Genomic DNA, 18,404 nt, shown 5'->3' with positions numbered 1-18,404 from the left:
AGCGGCACGATGTCTACTGCGACGACTCCATGGCCGTATAGTGCTGAGAGAGCAGCAACCAAAGTTTACTGCGGTCCATGGGGTGAAATAGACCGAACCCCTGGCCCCAACGGAAACCGAGGGCGCGAATTTCCGCCAGCTGCTCAGGCGATTCCGCGCCCTCCGCTACCGTTTCCATGTCTAACGCCTGGGCCAACCCGAGAATGGCGCGTACGATTTCTCGACTTTGCTGTTTCTCAGCCAAGCCCTGAATGAAAGAACGGTCAACTTTTATCACGTCAAAAGGCAACTGCTGGAGATAACTCAGGGACGAATAGCCGGTACCAAAATCATCCAGGCAGGTTTGGACCCCTAGCGCCTGAATCTGGCCGAGGATAGCCGCGGCCTCTTGGTCATGCTGAATAATCACGTTCTCGGTAATCTCGAGCCGCAGGTTGGCCCCCTGTATGCCGTACTTATCCAGCATGGCGCCGACAAACGGCACCAAGTCGCCAGAGTAGAACTCCTTGGGCGAGACATTGACGCTAACATAGAACTCTTGCGGTACCTCAGGCTGCTTCAGCCAGTCGCCGACGGTCGCACAGGCTCTTTCCAGAACGAAGCGGCCCAACGGGGTAATCAGCCCGGTGTCTTCCGCCACGGTGATGAACCGCGACGGATCCACCCGGCCCATGACGTCATGCCGCCACCGGACCAGCGCTTCACAGCCAACGGGCTCATCGTTCGTCAAATCGACAATGGGCTGGAACTGGACCGTCAAATGCTCTTGCTGCAAGGCCAGGCGCAGCTCCGATTCCATGTACATACGGGATACTTCTTCCCCACGCATGCGCGCGTCGAACACCACATACTGGTTCTTGCCCTGACGCTTGGCTTCATAGAGTGCTACGTCCGCATTTCGTACGGCCTGATCGGCACTGTGACCGGCCGTTTCGTCAAGCACGACACCGATGCTGGAGCTGACCTTTATTTCATGCTGGCCCAGTTGAAAGGGTTGCTCTAGGGCTTTGAGGATGCGGTTGGCGATCTGTTTGACCGCGTCTTTGCTTTCCGTCTCTTCCAACAGGAGCGTAAATTCGTCGCCACCGAAGCGTGCCAAGGTATCGACCGGTCGAAGCAGAGCCTGTATCCGTTCAGCAAAGGCGCAGAGTAGCTGGTCGCCGACCTGGTGGCCGAAGCTGTCGTTGATCAGCTTAAAGTTGTCCATATCCATAATGAATACGGCATAGGGTTCACCAAAGCGTTGGGCCCGGGCCACAACATGCTCCAACCGGTCCATAAACAGTGACCGATTGGCGACGCCGGTCAAGCGGTCATGGAAGGCGTCGTGCTGCAACTGCTCTTCCATGCGTTTGCGTTCGCTAATATTCCGGTCGATTTTGGCGGCACCACGCACCCGGCCCTCGGCATCGGTAATCGGCGTTACCGCAACGGAGACGTCGACCCGCTTGCCGTCTTTGGTCAGGCGAATTGAATCGAAGTAGGTGACCCCCTCGCCTTTAGCAATCGCCCTCAGGATCGTGGTTAGCTCATCCTGGCACTCCGTCGGCATCAGTACGGAAATACTTTTGCCGACAATCTCGTCCGCCCGATAGCCGTACAGGTGTTCGGCGCCAATATTCCAGGACGTAATTTTCCCTTCCATGTCAGTACTGACGATGGCATCGGGAGAGGCTTCGACAATGGCCGCCAATAACGCACGTTCGCTCTCGCTGCGCTTGCGGTCACTAATATCGACGCTGACGGCAACGCCGCCGGCAATGTTCTCATTGCCATCGCGCAGGGGCAGCGCATAGTTGAGGAGGGTTCGCCGGGTACCATCGGCACGCTCGATAGCCATTTCTTCGCCCATCACCGACTCGCCTTTTCCGATGGCACGTGCCAGCCCCACTTCATGGCCTTTGACCGGCATGCCACTATCCGCCCAATGGATTCGCTCGTCCTCGTAGTAACGCCCGGCACAAAGCGAGGCTTCGCCCCACAGTGTTTCGGCGGCGGCATTGACCTGGGTGACATGCCCTTCGGCATCGGCAATAACAACAGCCAGTGGGAGCGCCTCCAGAACCGTGTTCAGACGCCGGCGTTCAAGCTCTTTTGCCGCTATCTCGCTGCGAATCGCCTCCTCCGAGCGTTTGCGATCCGTAATGTCCGTGAAGGAAACCACCACAGGATAGGGCGCAGTATCCTTGGGCTGCCTGAGCGCGCGGGTATTGATGGAGAGCCAGGAGATGCTGCCGTCGTCCCGGGGCATGCCCATGACGACGCCATTGCAAGGATGGCCGGTGGCGCGCGTGATCGTGGAGGGATACGCCGCCACCGGAAAGACACGGGTATCCTCCCGCAGCAGCGTCCCGGCGAAGTAATGGGAAAAGATACCTTTCGCCAGGGGGATGCCGAGCAGCTGCTCGGCGCTGCGGTTCCAGGCCGAGATCTGGCCATGCTGATCGTACAGCACCAGCCCTTCGGCCAACGCTTCTGCCAGGGTGCGCCATCGGTTTTCGCTGTCGCTCAGCGCCGCCAGGACCTCTTCACGTTCGATAGCCCGGCCAATAGGTTTCCGCAGCGCCTGCATCAGCGCTTTTTCAGCCGAGGTGAAGCGTCTTGGATGAGGTATCGGTTGGCGGTGGACTTCCAGACGACCCACCACCTTGCCTTGAGCTAAAAGCTCATGGGAGAGACAGTGCCGGCTTGCCCTGAAGCCGGGAGACTCGATAACCGTCTGCTGCCAAACGAGCCGTACGCCGACAGCCTTCGGCTGCCTGAAACCTTGGGGAACGATGTCGATCGCTTGCCGGAGCAGCGTTTCCAGGTCGTCGTAACGCTGAACGAGGCGGGACACCGAGTACAGACAATTCAGCTCCCGGACACGGGCCTCCAGCTCAAGCGCCTGGTTATGCAAAAGCGCTTCGGAATGCTTGAGATTGGAGATGTCGCATACGGTCCCGACAAGGCGGGTCGGCCCGTCCGCATTGAGCTGACGCTTTTCACCTTGAACAGCCAGCCATACGGTTCCGCTCTCGTTAGGAGCATTACGGGGACGAATCCTCATCTCAAAGCGGAACTGGGGCGGCGGATCGTGAAAAATAGCGCTCACAACCGGCAAATCCGCGGGAAGAATCTGTTCAAGATAGGTGGCCAGAGGCCGCGGGCCAGAAGACTCGAAGCCCCAGAGTCGATCGAGGGCCGCAGACGCTATGAGCTGTCTGTCGTCCAGAACCAGCTCCCAATACCCCATTTCTCCAATCATCAGGGCGTGCTCGAATTCATGCCGAGGCGCCGTGGTTTCGGAAAATGGCTGGTCCGGGGTATGGGGTTGGCCTACGGCAGCCCATTCCCCGGTTTCTTTTACTATTTTCACTTTGCAGGCCTTGGCCCACGCTGGGGCCTCATGGGTGAATGTCACCGACAACTAAACGAGACAGCACAGTGCCTACTCAACGTGAGCTTATCGAAATCCAGCTCAAACCACCTATAACGAATGTAAACACAAAAAGGTTCAGGAAGAGTCTTAAGAAAGGGCAACGTCAGTGATTGGGGGTTTCTATCGTCTGCAGTTGCGCGGGCGAGCCTGGGTGGCAAAAGGAGGGATGCCCCGGGGATACGCCAAGAAGGCGGAAAATAAAGTATAAAAACAACGAGCGCGACGGACCCTCTATCGTCGAGAGGGCCGGCAACAACGAAAAGAATAAATTCTGGAAACAGAAGTGGCCGTTAGGGAGCCTTCAGAGCACGCAGAGGCGGTCCAGGAGTTATTCAGAAGCTGCCTTAGCCGAATCGGAACAGCCAGGGCAACAGGATCTCGCCATATCCCCACAGCATCACTGTAATCGCCAGCAAGGCTTCCAGTACCAGCACACCGACAGCCAAGGTAGCGCTGGAAACGATAAAGCCCTGCTCGCTACTGATACCCAGGAAGTGGGGGATACCCTGGTAAAGCACGAAGCCTGTCAGACATAAACCGATGATACCGGCCAAGAGACATAGCCAAATCAGCGGATAGAGCGCCACCAGACCGCTCAAAAACATCGGCGTGGCGATGTAGCCGGCAAAAATCACGCAGCGGCGGCGGCTGGGCGGCGGGTTCGCATAGCGCTTGGCCATCCAGCGAATAACGCTGCCAACCGCGAACACGGCCGCCAGAATGGTGACGTAGAACGCGACGCCAGCGTACAACGCTTCCAGATAACCCAGTTTGATAGCGTTGTCACCGAAACTCCAACCAACCTGCGTCGTGCCGATATAGGCGCAGATGACGGGAAGCGCAGCCAGCAGGAGGACATGGTGCGCATAAAGATGCGTGACCGTTTCCTCTTCCTTGCTGATTTGCGTCCATTCCGTACTTGGATGGGCCAGAAGTCCCCAGACATGTGTCAGCATGCAAACACCCTCTCACCGGCGATGATGGCTTTCAACACCCAGACCGCTTCGAGTTATGCAGCGAGGCGGCTCCGCGTGGAACGATTCATCTCCGTTGCTTTCGTTATTGTTACTTTAAAAAGCCTCTAAAATCTGTCTTTGTACAAGAATAAAATTAGCACACCGGCGAGAAATGGCGATTTGCCGAGATCATTTTGCAGGTTACATCTTTGACAGCGACGCTGCTGCTCAGGCTAACGCGGCTGGTAGATACGCCGTCAGCGCCATTGTCACGCTGAGCACGGTGATAGTGAGAATCGAAAAGCCGAAGTTACGTTTGGCCCAACGGATGTCGTTCTGGGTGCGATAGCCCTTGAACCCCAAATAGAGCCAGTAGAAACCCATCCCCAATGCCACCATGAAGTAACCCGCCCCGGCGTAGCCCGCCAGGCTCAGGGATAGGGCAGCGGCGATAAAGGCCAGGGTATAGCCGATAATATGGTGCTTCGCTGTTTTCACGCCTTTCACCACGGGTAGCACCGGGATCCCTGCAGCCTGGTAATCCTGAAAACGGAAGATGGCGATCGCGTAGGAGTGGGGCATCTGCCACAGGCAGAAGATGATCAGCAGGGTCAGCGCGCCGGTATCGAAATGTCCGGTTACCGCACAGTACCCCACGACCGGCGGCACGGCGCCCGACAAGCTGCCCACCAGCGTGCCATAAACCGACGTGCGCTTGGTCCAAAGGCTATAAAGCACGACATAAACAAAGAAGCCAAAAGCCGCCAGGCCGGTGGTCAGCAGGTTGGTGCCGATCAGCAGCAGGGCGAAACCCGCCAGCCCCAGTACCGATGCAAAACCCAACGTGGTGGCCGGCGTGATGGTGCCCCGGACCAGAGGCCGGTTGCGGGTGCGCTCCATCAGGGCATCGATATCGCGATCGATGACATTGTTGAACGCGCACCCGGAGGCTATCACCAGCCCCAGCCCTAGCAACGTCGCCAGGAACAAGGCCGGATCGAATGCGCCTTGGGCAGCCAGGAAGAAGCCGCCCATCACCGAGATCGAATTGCCGAAGATGATCCCGGGCTTGGTGAGGGCCAGGAACTGGCCCAGCATGTCGCGAACGGACGCGCCCGGCTTCACATCAGGTTGATGTGCAGGTGATACATAATCCACAGCGAGCCACCAACGACGAGGGTCAGGATCACGGCAGTGAAGAACACGAAAGAGCCGGAGTCGCGGCCTTCCTCGGTCTTCAGGTTGAGGTGCATGAACAGCACCAGCTGGAGCAGGACCTGCACCACCGCCATGACGGAGATCGCGATGATCACCGTCGTCTCGGGGAAGCCACCGGTCATCACCATGCCGAACGGAATCACCGTCAGGACGATGGAGAAGACCAGGCCCCAGATATAGGATTTGACGCTGCCATGGCTGTGATTGTCATGGGATGTGGAGGTACTCATTTATAAGGCTCCCATCAGATAGACGAAGGTGAAAACGCAGATCCACACGATATCCAGGAAGTGCCAGAACAGACTCAGGCACATGATGCGTGGCCGGGTCATGTCGTTCAGGCCCTTGGTCGATAGCTGCACCAACATGATCGCCAACCAGATCAGCCCGAAGGTGACGTGCAGCCCGTGGGTGCCCACCAGGGCGAAGAACGCCGACAGGAAACCGCTCCGGTCAGGCCCGTAACCCTCGTTGATCAGATGATGGAACTCATAGACTTCCATCGAGACGAAGCCGATACCCAGCAGGAGAGTGACCACCAGCCAACCCTTAAGCTGCTTTAGGTTGTCCTTGTGCATGGCCAGCACGGCCATGCCATAGGTGAAACTGGAAAACAGCAGCAGGAAGGTTTCGACCAGAATGAAGTCCAGCTGGAAGATATCCTTCGGCCCCGGCCCACCGGCAGTGCCGTTATGCAGCACACCGTAGGTCGCGAACAGTGAACCGAAGATGATCAGGTCCGACATCAGGTAGATCCAGAAGCCGTACATCGTCATGCCGCTGGTATCGTGATGCTCATGCTCGTGGCCGTCCCCGGCCGCCTCATGTTGATTATGTAGCACGTCGGTAGCCATTACGCCTGCATCTCCACCCGTTTATGGTGCTCGCTTTCGATACGCTCGACCTCAGCAGCGGGCACGTAATAATCGATATCGTCATTGAACACGCGGCCGATAACGGCAGCGAAGATGCCCAGGGCGCCGATGCCGGCTAACCACCAGATATGCCACACCAGGCCAAAGCCCAGCAGAATACTGAAGGCACCGATGACCGGGCCCGCCACGGTGTTGCGCGGCATATGGATATCCTGGTATTCGGTTTTAGCGGGCGCAGGATTCTGGGCGCGGCCTTCGTCTTTCTGCTTTTGCTCCCAGAAGGTATCGATGGCATGCACTTCCGGCAGGTGCGCGAAGTTGTAGAACGGTGGCGGTGAAGAGGCTGCCCACTCCAGGGTGCGGCCGTCCCACGGATCGCCGGTGACATCCGCGTATTCCGGCTTATTGCGATTGCGGATACTGACGTAGAACTGGATACAGGTGCAGATGATGCCCAGCATGATGATGAAGGCACCCACCCAGGCCACCTGGAACCAGATCTGCCATTCCATGGGTTCGTAAGCCTGCATGCGGCGCACCGCGCCAAAGAAGGCCAGCACGTAGAGCGGCATGAACGCCAGATAGAAGCCGACCATCCAGCACCAGAAGGAGCGCTTACCCCACTTTTCGTCCAGCTTGAAGCCGAACGCCTTGGGGAAATAGAACGTCAGCCCGGCCATCATGCCAAACACGACACCGCCGATGATGACGTTGTGGAAGTGGGCGATGACGAACAGACTGTTGTGCAGCACGAAGTTCGCCGCCGGTACCGCCAGCATCACACCCGTCATGCCGCCCAGGGTAAAGGTGATGATAAAGCCCAGGGTCCATAGCACCGGCGAGGTGAATTCCAGGCTGCCGCGGTACATGGTGAACAGCCAGTTGAAGATCTTCACCCCGGTGGGCACGGCGATGATCATCGTCATGATGCCAAAGAAGGCGTTGACGTTGGCCCCCGCCCCCATGGTGAAGAAGTGGTGCAGCCAGACCACGAAGGACAGCACGCCGATGGCCAGTGTGGCCCAGACCATGGTGCCGTAGCCAAACAGCCGTTTCTTGGCGAACGTGGAGATCACCTCGGAGAAAACACCGAACGCCGGCAGGATCAGGATGTACACCTCAGGATGGCCCCAGGCCCAGATGAGGTTGACGTACATCATCATGTTGCCGCCCATATCGTTGGTAAAGAAATGGAAGTCCAGGTAACGATCGAGGGTCAGCATGGCGATGGTCGCGGTCAGGATCGGGAATGCGGCAACGATCAGCACGTTGGCGATCAGTGACGTCCAGGTAAAGATCGGCATACGGAACAGGGTCATGCCCTTGGTGCGCATCTTCATGATGGTGACGAAGAAGTTGATCCCGGTCAGCGTCGTGCCTAGCCCCGATATCTGCAGCGACCATATCCAGTAATCCACGCCGACGCCGGGACTGTAGCTCGTCTCCGACAAGGGTGCGTAGGCCAGCCAGCCGGTCTTGGCGAACTCGCCGACGAACAGGGAAATGTTCACCAGCACGACGCCAGCGGCAAATAGCCAGAAGCTCAGGTTATTGAGGAAAGGGAAGGCGACGTCGCGGGCGCCAATTTGTAGCGGCACCACCAGGTTCATCAGGCCAATAATCATCGGCATGGCGACGAAGAAGATCATGATCACGCCGTGGGCGGTGAAGATCTGGTCATAGTGCTCGGGCGGCAGGTAACCCTCCGCACCACCGGCGGCCATCGCCTGCTGGGTCCGCATCATGATGGCGTCGGAGAAACCGCGGATCAGCATGATCAGGGCCACCAGAAAGTACATGATGCCCAGCTTCTTGTGATCGACCGAGGTGATCCACTCGTTCCAAAGGTACATCCACTTCTTGTTGAAAGTGATCCAGCCCGCAAGTGCGGCGCCACCCAGCGCCATTGCCACGAAGACAGCAACAAGAATCGGTTCGTGATAGGGAATCGCTTCAAGGCTCAGTTTTCCAAACATAATTTTACTCCGCCGCCTCCGCGTTCACTGATTCTTTACTCTGCGCACTCTGTTCCATCCCGTCATTTCCATGCTTTTCCGGCATACCTTTGCGGAAGCTGTTCAGAATGTTGTCGTAAAGCACGCTTGGGACATCCGAGAAATACTGCACCGGCGCATTCCGGCTGGGTTCCGCCAACGCCGGATACCCCTGATCGAAGCTGAGCGAGTCCGGCGAGGCCTTAACCTTACCCACCCACGCCTGAAAGTCTTCGCTGGAGAGCGCATGGGCCTTGAAAGTCATGCCCGAGAAGCCGGCGCCGCTGTAATTGGTGGAGCGGCCGTCGTAGACTCCCTGCTCGTTGGCAATCAGGTGCAGATTGCTGTCCATACCGGCCATGGCATAGATCTGGGTGCCCAGGGCGGGGATAAAGAACGAATTCATCACCGAACCGGACGAAATGCGGAACCGGATCGGGGTGTCTTCGGGCATCGCCACTTCGTTCACCGTGGCGATCCCTTGCTCGGGATAGATGAACAGCCACTTCCAGTCGAGCGATACGGCCTGAATTTCCATGGCGTCGGCGTCGGCCTCGATGGGCTTCATCGGGTCCAGGCTATGCGAGGTGTAGTACGTCAGGATGGCCAGCACGACGATGATCACACAAGGAATGAACCAGACCACCACCTCGATGGCGGTGGAATGGGCCCAGTTCGGCTTGTATTCCGCCTCGTCGTTACCCCGGCGATACCGGTAGGCGAACAGGAGTGTCATCACGATAACCGGCACGACGACGATCAGCATCAAGGCAAAAGCAGTAATAATCAGCGTGCGCTGCTCTTCCCCGACCTGACCCTTGGGATCCATCAGTGCCGAACTGCAGCCCGCCAGCAAGAGCGGCAAGGCCAGCGTCAGCAAGATCCCTAAGGCACGCAAGTAGCTCTTCTTTCTCATTTCTCGACCTCATTAGAGCAGGGCGGCTACACCCCGTAACCAAGCACATCTCCAGCCGGCTAACTCAAGTAGTGGAATTTTCCTCGGAAGCCTCTGAACAATCCAGTGAGGAACAACGCGGACCAGTCAAGGTCTCGGGGAGGGTAGAGACGCCTGACTCTGTGCAAAAATCGCGGCCAATGGTGGAGCAGCACAAGACCGGATTCCAGCCGACGCTTGAGCCAAGTCATCTTGCCTTCCTTCGACACCGTACAAATACGGTGAAGTACGCATCACTAGATCAGGTTTAAGCCTCTGACGGACCCGACAGTGCACTAGACTGATCTTATAACAACCACTCACGCTGCCCGGCCATGCACGGAGCGAACCACCATGACAGAGTCAGCGAGCCAGGACACCTTTGAAAATACCCTACTACGGGCGGTCAGCGAGACCCTGCAGCACGACGCTGCCGAGAGTATGCCCCATGGGCGGAACGTCAGTCTCGACAGCCAGCTCGATGCCGACCTGGGTCTGGATAGCCTGACGCGCGCCGAACTCCTGGTGAACGTCGAGCGGGCGTTCGGCGTCCAGCTACCCGAGGAATTGCTGAATGACGCCGATACGCCCCGGGATATCCTGGATGCCATCGCGCGGCTGCGCGGGGAAGAGCCCCAGGAACGCTCACGCGGCACGGCCAATAGCCCGACCGGCGCCGACGCCAAGCATTCGGACCGAGAACACTTCACCGTCCCGGCGTTCCGTACTTTACAGGAAGCGTTGCAGTGGCACACCCGTGAACATCCACGACGCACCTACTTGCACTGGGTCAAGAGCTATGAGGACGTTCGCCCGCTCACCTTCGGCGACCTGCATAAAGGCGCCTTGCGGGTGGCGAACGGCCTGTTCCAGCACGACATCGAGCAACGCGATACCGTAGCGCTGATGCTGCCCACCGGCCACGACTACTTCTACGGCTTTTTCGGCGCCCTCTACGCCAATGCCATCCCGGTGCCGCTGTATCCCCCCATGCGCGCCTCCCAGCTGGAAGAACATTTGCGCCGCCAGGCTGCCGTGCTCAACAATGCCCAGGCCAAAGTAATGATCACCGTCCCGGAAGCCAAACGCTTGGCGACGCTGATCAAGGGACTGGTGCCGAGCCTGAAGCACGTGGTCACGCCTGACGAAGTATGGGCGCAGCCTATGGACCGGCCGGTCACGGGTATCGATGGCGAGGATGTCGCCTTCCTGCAGTATACCTCCGGCAGCACCGGCAATCCCAAGGGTGTCGAATTGTCCCACGCCAACCTGTTCGCCAACATCGGCGCTGCCAACGCCGTGGTCGACGTCAGCCAGGACGACGTGTTCGTCAGCTGGCTGCCGCTCTACCACGACATGGGCTTGATCGGCACCTGCCTATCCAGCCTTTGGTATGGCATGCACTTGGTCATTATTGCACCGCAACTGTTCCTGACCCGGCCACGCTACTGGTTATGGGCCATCCACCAGTTTGGCGGCACCCTCTCGCCGGCGCCGAATTTCGGCTATGAGCTGTGCCTGGCACGTCTTGAAGAAAGCGATATGGAAGGGCTCGACCTGAGCACGTGGCGCGTCGCCTTCAACGGCGCGGAAGCGGTCAGCCCCGAAACGATTCAGCGTTTCAGCGAGCGTTTTGGACCACAGGGCTTCCGCCCCGAAACCATGTCGCCGGTCTACGGCCTGGCGGAAAACTGCGTCGCCCTGACATTTCCCGAAAAGCCCCGGGAGCCGGTGATCGACACCGTCGACCGCGACCGTTTTCAGGAACAGGGTCATGCGGTGCCCGTCGATCCCGATCAGACAAAGGCGCTGCGTTTTGTCTGCTGCGGCAAGGCGGTACCCAACCACGAAATCCGCATAGTCGACCAAGAAGGCAACGTACTGCCGGAGCGCCGCGAAGGTTCGTTACAGTTCCGCGGCCCCTCCGCGACCCGCGGCTACCACCGCAACCCGGAAAAAACCGAAGAACTGTTCGACGGCGACTGGCTCAACACCGGCGACCGGGGTTACATCGCCGGGGGCGAGCTCTACCTGAGCGGGCGCAACAAAGACCTGATCGTCCGCGCCGGGCGCAATATCTATCCCGGTGAGATCGAGGAAGCCGCGGGCCGGCTGGACACTGTGCGTAGCGGTTGCGTTGCCGCTTTCGCCGCTGGCATCGGCGGCCGGGAAGGCGAGCGGTTGGTGGTGGTCGCCGAAACCCGGGCAACCGGCGAAAACGTGCGCCGGCAATTGCGCGACGACATCGCCCGAATCGCGATGGATACCTTGGGCATCGATGTGGACGAGGTGGTTATCGTCAAGCCCCACAGTATCCCCAAGACCTCTAGCGGCAAGCTACGCCGCAACGACTGCCGGCTGCGCTACGAGCGTGGCGAACTGGAGCAGAAAGCGCGCCCGGTGTGGCGGCAATTGATCCATCTGGCGCGCAGCAGCTGGCGCCAGCAGGCCAGCCTGGCCGCGCGCAACGTCAAACGCTGGCTCTACGCCGGCTGGGCCTGGACGGCTCTGGCCCTGATCGGTATGCCGGTGTGGCTGCTGGTCAATCTGGTGCCCAGTCGTGAAGGCCGCTGGCAGGTCTCCCGTTATGGCGCGCGGCTGCTGGGTCTGCTGACCGGCACCGGGTTGTCCGTTATAGGCGAAGAAAAGCTGCGTAAACTGCCGGAAGGCTGCGTCGTGGTCGTCAATCACGCCAGCTACATCGACGCCCTGGTAACCACCGCTTTGCTGCCGGTCCCTGTCAGCTATGTGGCCAAAGTGGAGTTGATGCGCTTTTGGCCCCTAGGCCGCTACCTCAAGCGGATGAACGTGGAACCGGTGGACCGCACCAGCGACGAAACCAGCGTGCGTGCCTCCCGTCGCATTGCCGAACGCGCCCGCGACAGCCGGCTGCTGTTCTTCCCGGAAGGCGGCTTTGACGCGGCCCCTGGCCTACGACCGTTCCACATGGGGGCATTCATGACCGCTGCGGTACTCGGGGAGCCCGTCGTTCCCATTGCGCTCAAAGGCACCCGGCAGAAGCTGCCCGCCGACCGCTGGAACCCTCGCCCGGGCCGGATCGAAGCCATTGTGGGGGACCCCATCGTCCCTGAAAGCGACGACTGGGTATCAGCGGTGAAACTGCGGGACGAGGCGCGCAACGCCATGCTGGATATGACCGGCGAGCCGGACCGGTTGGGCTGACGGACAGCGCTTTGATCACGAACATGAGTGACAAAAAAGGCTCAAAGCGGTGCGGGTGTTACTGCGTGGGCAGGTCAGGCCGCGGTCGCAGGAAGGGATCGGGATCGACCGGCCCACCGACGGTATAAATACCGAAATGTAAGTGGGGCGGCGTCGTGCGGGCGTTACCGGTGTTGCCCACATAGCCGAGAATATCGCCTTGTTTCACGTCGGCGCCCGACGCCACCTCGAAAGCATCGAGATGGGCATAATAATAGCGAGGCGTGCCGAACCCCAATAGGCTACCCGACAGCCAGACATGCTTACCGCCCAGGTTACTGGTTCCGGTTCGAGCCCGCCCATCGGTGACCGCCGTGACCGGGGTGCCACGCGAGGCAAAGATATCCACACCATGATGGGAGCGGGCGCCACCGTCCCGCGGAGCGCCAAACGGGCTGCCGATATCACGCTGGGAGGCGCCGGATACCGGAAAAGCCAGGGAACCGCCACTGGCCAGAGCCAGGGCGTAATCCACCGACGCAAACAACTCCGGTTGCAGCACGATACGATAGGTCCCGTCGACCTCGACAACCAGATGCTCTCGCTGTCCGGTGGCCTCCAGCTCGGTCACGGTGGACCAGTCATCCGTACCGAACTCGCCGTCGCTGTCCCGCCGCTCAAGACTGGCGAACAGGTCTCCACCCACCAAGCTGGACCGCTCCAGGCGCCAGTTCAGCTCGGCTCCCTGTTGTAGGGTCACCTGATAAATATGGGCCTCAACCGCATCCGCGGAAAATTGACGCTGAGCCTGATACTGGCGATCGAACGTGACCGGCTCGGTGCCCGCTTGCGATACTGCATTCTTCCACTGCTGGCCAAGCGGACTGTCCGCCAACCCCGCTATGCGTAAACGCCAGAGGAAGATGTCTCTGGGCGAGAAGCCAAGACCATCGATAGCGATCACGCGCACCGCTCTAACGGCACTGGTCTCCGCTTGGCGGCGCAAGTCCTCGCGCAAAACCAACAGCACCACCAGCGCAACCAGAACCAGAAACAGTAGCCACGGACGCCAACGGCGGCGCCTCGGTGCTCCGGTGCGGTCCGGTTGCTCCGATTCAGGCATCTGTTGAGTCTCGGTTCTCTCTGTCGGAGGTTCAGTGGCTGAAGACTCGGTCATCGATTTACCGTGTTTCAGTCGTTATCGTGATGCTTACGTGATCGATGCGCGATGATTCGCAGTCAAACAGGCCGCATCGGATGGCATAAAGTCCTCGCTCGCCCGGGTTTGGCGAGTGGCGTTTTCCTGTGCTCGCAGCTTAAGGTTGATAAGCGCGGCTCTAGTCCTTGTCGAGGGCTCTTATCGAAAGCACTTACCGCAAGCACCTATTATCGAAAAACCTGTCGAAAATCCCTATCGCGGTCGCTCACTGTCCCGGGATGGGCTCTCATCATTCTCTTCCGGCGCCACGTAATAATCCCGCTTGTCGATGGCTTTCATCTCGGGATTTTCCAGGGCGTTCTTCTGCCGGCCGCGGTAGAGCCAAAAGCCAACGACGGCGACGATGATTAGCAGTACGATCCATTTCATGGTGTCCCCTCTTTCATGAAATTTGAGGGCATGCGGACGAAACGTCATCAGGCCTTATTATTGTTCTAGCGGCTGGCGGGCCTTACCGTCAACTTAACAGCCGTCCATCAAAGGGACAAAAGTCCATGCTCAAAACGGTTGTGACTCTGCTCTGTGCCGGTCTGCTGGCCGGGTGCGGCAACCGGTTGGCGCCACCTACCGCGCCTGTCGATCCCGTCCAGATCCACCTTATGGACCACGGACGCCACCCCAGCCTGATTCTGCCCGATGGCGACGGGTGGACGCGCTATGTATATGGGGAGTGGCGATGGTACGCCGAAGATGACACCGGTCTCTGGCGAGGCGTTCAGGCGCTGCTCTGGCCTACCCAGGCTGCGGTGGGCCGCCAGTCGCTGGATACGCTGCCACGGTCCGGGCGCACCCAGGCTATTCCCGAGGGCTTTCTCACACTTTACTCGATCGAGGTCAGTACGCAGGACGTCAACGCCCTGCGCAATCGCTTGAATCGCTATTTCGAAAACCCGGAGCAACGCCGCTATCAGCCACGCTACAACCTATACTTCGTGAAGTACCCGGAGAGGTATTGGATGTTCCACCAGTCCAACCAGGTTATGGCGCGATGGCTCCAGGCGTTGGGCGTCGAAGTGCATGGGTCCGGGCTATTTTCTCACTGGCAGTTGGAAGAGTAGTTTCGCCCCGGTCTCAGACCGAGCGCAACTTGCCGTGGCTGACAGATTGGCCGTTGCGCCGGCGTTGCTTGTCCTGGTACATGGCCTCGTCAGCCAGCTCCATCAATTTCTCCAGGGAGACCGTCTCGTCCGGATCGCACACCACCACACCCACGCTGAGCGCAAGCTCGTAACGCCGGCGGTTGTCGGTATTGAAACGTTCGACAGCATCCTGAATACGCTTGACTATAATTTCCGGCTGCTCGCACTCCATCGAGAACACGACAAACTCGTCACCCCCGACCCGGGCAACGACATCGGATTGGCGCAAAACCGCCTTCAGCACCGCACCCGCATCGACAAGCATTTGATCCCCATCGCGGTGTCCATGGCTGTCGTTGACCACCTTCAGGCCGTCGAGGTCCGCGAATATCAATATGCTGGGGCTGGCATTGCGACAAGCCAGCTCGTACTGTTTCTGCGCTTGCAGAAAAAAACCGCGCCGGTTGAGCAGCCCCGTCAGTGAATCGCTGATGGCCATCTGACGCACCGCCTCCTCGGCCCTCTTACGCTCCCGGATTTCGCGCACCAGGGCCTTGGTCCTTTGCTTCACACGCTCCTCGAACTCGGCGTGCATTCTGACATTCTCCATAGCCACTGCGGTCGAGTTGGCCAGGGTTTCCATCAGGAATATCTCGTTGGCAGAGGGCTTGTGCCGCCGGGCCCAGTAGAGGCCGATGGCGCCCACAGGGTCCTTCCGCCGGATCGGTACCATCAGCATGCTCTTGACGAACGTGGTCTTGTAGAGATCCACTGGAATACGATCGTCCTGATAGATGTCCTCGATCCCCACCGTCTCGCTGTGAGACATCACCCAACCGCTGATACACGCATCGCAAGGGAAGCGCGCGCCTTTCCATAGCGGGCTAATGGCCTCCTCATCGGCGTAAAAGCACTGGCTGCCCTCATTCAGCACGAAGGTCGCTCCATCGGCTCTGCTGATGGTACGGGCGGCATGACGGACAATTTCGGTAATACGCGAGAGGTCACGGGCAAGGGAAAGCTGCTGCACCGCGTCCACAAGATTGAGCATGTCCGCGGTGAGGTCGTGCTGATTGTGCGAATCATCGAGCGAATCGCTCATAACCCTGTCCTTGGCCGAAGCCACTTAGGGTATTCACTGGCGTAGCCTTTTTAAAAACGTCGGTTTCATGGAGAAAGCCAAGCTACGCTAACCAACCTAGCACAACCTTAACCGCCGATACCATGTCGCATTTCGAACCATTTCTATGGCACAGCGCTTATTCGCCGACTTCGCCAGAACATACACGTCAAAAATTCGCTCTAGCTTACGCCTTCGCTTACGATTGCCGCATTTCCGGTAAATGAAGATGATTTAATTGCACCGAACACCCCTTTTTGCCGTATAACGGCGCGGGTTAGAAAGGAGGTCATATGACAGAGAAGAACGCGAAGCAGCATCGGCCAGCGGTAGTATGTCGTCCAACGCCGAAACCGGACATTACGGAGCGCCGCAAGTCCCTGCGCCAAGGCGACCAACTGATCGTCGCGGGCAGCCGGAACTCCTTTGTGCTTGAAGTCAGCTCCCCTGAGCCGCAGCACACAGAGAATAAGAGCGACTAATCTTTTCGCATCCCTCCGCATACCGCAGCCTAGATGCAACAATGGGCCGTCGTCACTCGTGGCGACGGCCCATTTTTTTGTTTTGATCTAATGTCCCGCCCAGGACACCAGGTATCCCTTTGACGACTAAAGCGAGAGGCGATCAACCCCCCGGTTTGTGCTTATGAAATAAGCTTGGCAAAGCCTGAGAGAGGGAGTAAAGTGAATCTCGTTGGAAAGATCGAACCGAGCATTTCACAAATAAGACGTTTGCCTGCCGTATGTTAGTAGTTTCGTCCTGTTTTTGATTCCGGGCTTTTTATCCGCACAACGCCGATTGCCATCATTTCGATGTCATTGCGGCACTTTAAAAGATTGAATTCAGGATACGTATACATGTCTACTACTACCGGCACCGTCAAGTTCTTCAACGAAACCAAGGGCTTCGGCTTCATCACTCGCGAAAGCGGCCCGGACGTTTTCGTTCACTACAGCGCCATTCAGGGCGGCGGTTTCAAGACTCTGGCTGAAGGCCAGCAGGTCGAGTTCACCGTGACCCAGGGCCAGAAAGGCCCGCAAGCTGAAAACGTTGTTGCTGTCTAACTAACGTTTAGCAGCACCCAAAAAGGCAGCCTCGGCTGCCTTTTTTATTGCCATTAATTTTATGAACTTCAACCTTTGCGCCTAAAGAGACTCACGGCGCATCCCCCAAATGCGGCGCCAGGATGGCGTAAAGTTCCGGCCGATGGGTCGCTATTTCCTCGACGGACAGCCCCTCCAGAGAATGAGGATACTTCAGCCACTCGGCAGTCTCGTGCAGGTAGAAGTCCGGCCCCCAACCTACCTCGTTACGATCCGGCTTGTAGTAGGGCACCGCAACGCGAATATCATGTGGGGTGTTCAGTCGCGCACGCTGTTTCAATTCGTCGATAATCGCCTCCACTGAGCGCCCGGTGTCGAAAACGTCGTCGACAATCAGCAACGTATCGCCGTGAGTCACGTGTTTGACCAGGTAATTGAGCCCGTGAACGCGTACCGTCTTACTCTGCTGGTCGATGCCATGGTAGGACGAGGTACGGATGGCGATGTGATCCGTGTGTAGGCCGTGGTAATCGAGGAACTCCTGCACGGCGATCCCGATAGGCGCACCGCCGCGCCACACCGCAATCATGAACGTGGGACGGAAGCCGGAATTGAGGATCTGAGCCCCCAGTCGAAAAGAGTCTTCCAGCAGGCTTTGCGCACTGAGGTATTGTTTCTCTGCCATGACATCACTACTGTTTGAATGATTGGGCCATAATCCCATCAACGCCGCATTCCTTCAAACCCAGATGCCAAAAGTCCCTGAACCGTCATGACAGACACCGCTTCCGTACCCAAAACCCCACGACCACGCCGCTTCCTGCAGGAACAGGACCTGATCGTGGATGCCTTCCGCCTCGGTGCCCAGATTTACGAGAGTGGTTTTCGCCCTAATTTTATCGTCGGACTCTGGCGGGGAGGCAGCACCATCGGCATTTACGTCCAGGAATGCCTGCAAACCTTGGGCGTCACCACCGACCACATCGCCTTGCGCACGTCTTATCGCGGTATGCAGGACTACGACAAAATGGTCGCCTCGCCAGAAGAAAAGATCCGGGTTCATGGTACCCACTATCTGCTGGATAACGTGAATCACGACGACCGCCTGCTGATCGTCGACGACGTTTATGGCACTGGCTATAGCGTCGCTGCGGTTCTCCAGCGTCTTAACGGCCAACTCAAACGCAATATGCCCGCCGATACTCGCATCGCCACCCTTTACCAGCGCCCCAGCGCCAACAAGACCGGCCGTAAGCCCGATTTCTGCCAGCACAGCTCCGAGGACTGGCTGGTGTTCCCCTATGAGCTGAACGGGTTGAGTCGCGAGGAAATCGATACTCACAAACCCTATCTTGGGGACATCCTGGACAGCGGGCGCTAACG

Annotated in this window: 16 protein-coding genes; 5 read left to right on the top strand and 11 right to left on the bottom strand. The window is 58.5% G+C overall.

The window, feature by feature from the left end; all coding sequences use genetic code 11:
• Positions 1 to 13: 13 nt before the first annotated feature.
• From FXO11_RS00380 to cyoA, 7 genes are all read right to left on the bottom strand, one after another.
• Positions 14 to 3,358 (bottom strand): sensor domain-containing protein, encoded by a 3,345-nt coding sequence (locus tag FXO11_RS00380; protein ID WP_148861038.1) that lies wholly within the window; start codon positions 3,356 to 3,358, stop codon positions 14 to 16.
• 407 nt (positions 3,359 to 3,765) lie between these two features.
• A complete protein-coding gene (locus tag FXO11_RS00375) occupies positions 3,766 to 4,377 on the bottom strand; it encodes a Yip1 family protein (protein WP_148861037.1) in 612 nt (203 codons plus the stop codon).
• Positions 4,378 to 4,605: 228 nt separating this feature from the next.
• A complete protein-coding gene (cyoE, locus tag FXO11_RS00370) occupies positions 4,606 to 5,475 on the bottom strand; it encodes a heme o synthase (protein WP_148864736.1) in 870 nt (289 codons plus the stop codon).
• Between the two features lie 23 nt (positions 5,476 to 5,498).
• The gene (gene cyoD / locus FXO11_RS00365) at positions 5,499 to 5,825 is read right to left on the bottom strand and encodes a cytochrome o ubiquinol oxidase subunit IV (RefSeq protein ID WP_148861036.1); all 327 of its coding nucleotides are present in this window, start codon (positions 5,823 to 5,825) and stop codon (positions 5,499 to 5,501) included.
• On the bottom strand, positions 5,826 to 6,449 hold the full coding sequence (locus FXO11_RS00360; RefSeq protein ID WP_148861035.1) for a cytochrome o ubiquinol oxidase subunit III: 624 nt from the start codon (positions 6,447 to 6,449) through the stop codon (positions 5,826 to 5,828).
• The gene (gene cyoB, locus FXO11_RS00355; RefSeq protein WP_148861034.1) at positions 6,449 to 8,446 is read right to left on the bottom strand and encodes a cytochrome o ubiquinol oxidase subunit I; all 1,998 of its coding nucleotides are present in this window, start codon (positions 8,444 to 8,446) and stop codon (positions 6,449 to 6,451) included. Before cyoB ends, FXO11_RS00360 begins: the two co-directional genes overlap by 1 nt.
• Positions 8,447 to 8,450: 4 nt before the next feature.
• Positions 8,451 to 9,380 carry a ubiquinol oxidase subunit II gene (gene cyoA, locus FXO11_RS00350; protein WP_148861033.1) on the bottom strand — a complete coding sequence of 310 codons (930 nt, stop codon included), beginning with the start codon at positions 9,378 to 9,380 and terminating at the stop codon, positions 8,451 to 8,453.
• A gap of 372 nt (positions 9,381 to 9,752) precedes the next feature.
• On the opposite strand from cyoA, the gene FXO11_RS00345 reads away from it, so the two are divergent.
• A complete protein-coding gene (locus tag FXO11_RS00345; RefSeq protein WP_148861032.1) occupies positions 9,753 to 12,581 on the top strand; it encodes an AMP-binding protein in 2,829 nt (942 codons plus the stop codon).
• 58 nt (positions 12,582 to 12,639) lie between these two features.
• Here FXO11_RS00345 and FXO11_RS00340 read toward each other — a convergent pair whose 3' ends face one another.
• Positions 12,640 to 13,683, bottom strand: coding sequence for a M23 family metallopeptidase (locus tag FXO11_RS00340; RefSeq protein WP_227545991.1), 1,044 nt, complete (start codon positions 13,681 to 13,683; stop codon positions 12,640 to 12,642).
• Between the two features lie 288 nt (positions 13,684 to 13,971).
• Positions 13,972 to 14,148: a hypothetical protein gene (locus FXO11_RS20215; protein ID WP_168203100.1), complete on the bottom strand. Its 177-nt coding sequence runs from the start codon at positions 14,146 to 14,148 to the stop codon at positions 13,972 to 13,974.
• A 125-nt stretch (positions 14,149 to 14,273) separates the two neighbouring features.
• On the opposite strand from FXO11_RS20215, the gene FXO11_RS00335 reads away from it, so the two are divergent.
• On the top strand, positions 14,274 to 14,837 hold the full coding sequence (locus FXO11_RS00335; protein ID WP_148861031.1) for a DUF2459 domain-containing protein: 564 nt from the start codon (positions 14,274 to 14,276) through the stop codon (positions 14,835 to 14,837).
• A 13-nt stretch (positions 14,838 to 14,850) separates the two neighbouring features.
• On the opposite strand, the gene FXO11_RS00330 is transcribed toward FXO11_RS00335, so the two are convergent.
• Positions 14,851 to 15,960: a sensor domain-containing diguanylate cyclase gene (locus FXO11_RS00330; RefSeq protein ID WP_148861030.1), complete on the bottom strand. Its 1,110-nt coding sequence runs from the start codon at positions 15,958 to 15,960 to the stop codon at positions 14,851 to 14,853.
• 311 nt (positions 15,961 to 16,271) lie between these two features.
• Here FXO11_RS00330 and FXO11_RS00325 point away from each other — a divergent pair, with 311 nt between their 5' ends.
• Together FXO11_RS00325 and FXO11_RS00320 are read left to right on the top strand one after the other, a co-directional pair.
• Complete coding sequence (locus FXO11_RS00325) at positions 16,272 to 16,460, top strand: hypothetical protein (protein WP_148861029.1); 189 nt, start codon at positions 16,272 to 16,274, stop codon at positions 16,458 to 16,460.
• Positions 16,461 to 16,835: 375 nt separating this feature from the next.
• Positions 16,836 to 17,042, top strand: coding sequence for a cold-shock protein (locus FXO11_RS00320; RefSeq protein ID WP_148861028.1), 207 nt, complete (start codon positions 16,836 to 16,838; stop codon positions 17,040 to 17,042).
• Positions 17,043 to 17,133: 91 nt separating this feature from the next.
• Here FXO11_RS00320 and FXO11_RS00315 read toward each other — a convergent pair whose 3' ends face one another.
• Entirely contained in the window at positions 17,134 to 17,706 is a 573-nt protein-coding gene (locus FXO11_RS00315; protein WP_148861027.1) for a phosphoribosyltransferase, read from the bottom strand.
• Between the two features lie 87 nt (positions 17,707 to 17,793).
• On the opposite strand from FXO11_RS00315, the gene FXO11_RS00310 reads away from it, so the two are divergent.
• On the top strand, positions 17,794 to 18,402 hold the full coding sequence (locus FXO11_RS00310) for a phosphoribosyltransferase (protein WP_148861026.1): 609 nt from the start codon (positions 17,794 to 17,796) through the stop codon (positions 18,400 to 18,402).
• The last annotated feature ends 2 nt before the right edge of the window (positions 18,403 to 18,404 follow it).

Origin of the sequence: Marinobacter fonticola (assembly GCF_008122265.1) — a bacterium.
In the GTDB taxonomy this organism is placed as follows: domain Bacteria; phylum Pseudomonadota; class Gammaproteobacteria; order Pseudomonadales; family Oleiphilaceae; genus Marinobacter_A; species Marinobacter_A fonticola.
This window is presented reverse-complemented; position numbering and strand designations above follow the sequence as displayed.

Bases quoted from the DNA above. Each gene is read 5' to 3' on its own strand.
- FXO11_RS00315 (WP_148861027.1), bottom strand. From the start codon at position 17,706: ATGGCAGAGAAACAATACCTCAGTGCGCAAAGCCTGCTGGAAGACTCT.
- FXO11_RS00320 (WP_148861028.1), top strand. From the start codon at position 16,836: ATGTCTACTACTACCGGCACCGTCAAGTTCTTCAACGAAACCAAGGGC.
- cyoB (WP_148861034.1), bottom strand. From the start codon at position 8,446: ATGTTTGGAAAACTGAGCCTTGAAGCGATTCCCTATCACGAACCGATT.
- FXO11_RS00310 (WP_148861026.1), top strand. From the start codon at position 17,794: ATGACAGACACCGCTTCCGTACCCAAAACCCCACGACCACGCCGCTTC.
- FXO11_RS00340 (WP_227545991.1), bottom strand. From the start codon at position 13,683: ATGCCTGAATCGGAGCAACCGGACCGCACCGGAGCACCGAGGCGCCGC.
- FXO11_RS00345 (WP_148861032.1), top strand. From the start codon at position 9,753: ATGACAGAGTCAGCGAGCCAGGACACCTTTGAAAATACCCTACTACGG.
- FXO11_RS00335 (WP_148861031.1), top strand. From the start codon at position 14,274: ATGCTCAAAACGGTTGTGACTCTGCTCTGTGCCGGTCTGCTGGCCGGG.
- cyoD (WP_148861036.1), bottom strand. From the start codon at position 5,825: ATGAGTACCTCCACATCCCATGACAATCACAGCCATGGCAGCGTCAAA.
- FXO11_RS00375 (WP_148861037.1), bottom strand. From the start codon at position 4,377: ATGCTGACACATGTCTGGGGACTTCTGGCCCATCCAAGTACGGAATGG.
- cyoE (WP_148864736.1), bottom strand. From the start codon at position 5,475: ATGCTGGGCCAGTTCCTGGCCCTCACCAAGCCCGGGATCATCTTCGGC.
- FXO11_RS00330 (WP_148861030.1), bottom strand. From the start codon at position 15,960: ATGAGCGATTCGCTCGATGATTCGCACAATCAGCACGACCTCACCGCG.
- FXO11_RS00360 (WP_148861035.1), bottom strand. From the start codon at position 6,449: ATGGCTACCGACGTGCTACATAATCAACATGAGGCGGCCGGGGACGGC.
- cyoA (WP_148861033.1), bottom strand. From the start codon at position 9,380: ATGAGAAAGAAGAGCTACTTGCGTGCCTTAGGGATCTTGCTGACGCTG.
- FXO11_RS20215 (WP_168203100.1), bottom strand. From the start codon at position 14,148: ATGAAATGGATCGTACTGCTAATCATCGTCGCCGTCGTTGGCTTTTGG.
- FXO11_RS00325 (WP_148861029.1), top strand. From the start codon at position 16,272: ATGACAGAGAAGAACGCGAAGCAGCATCGGCCAGCGGTAGTATGTCGT.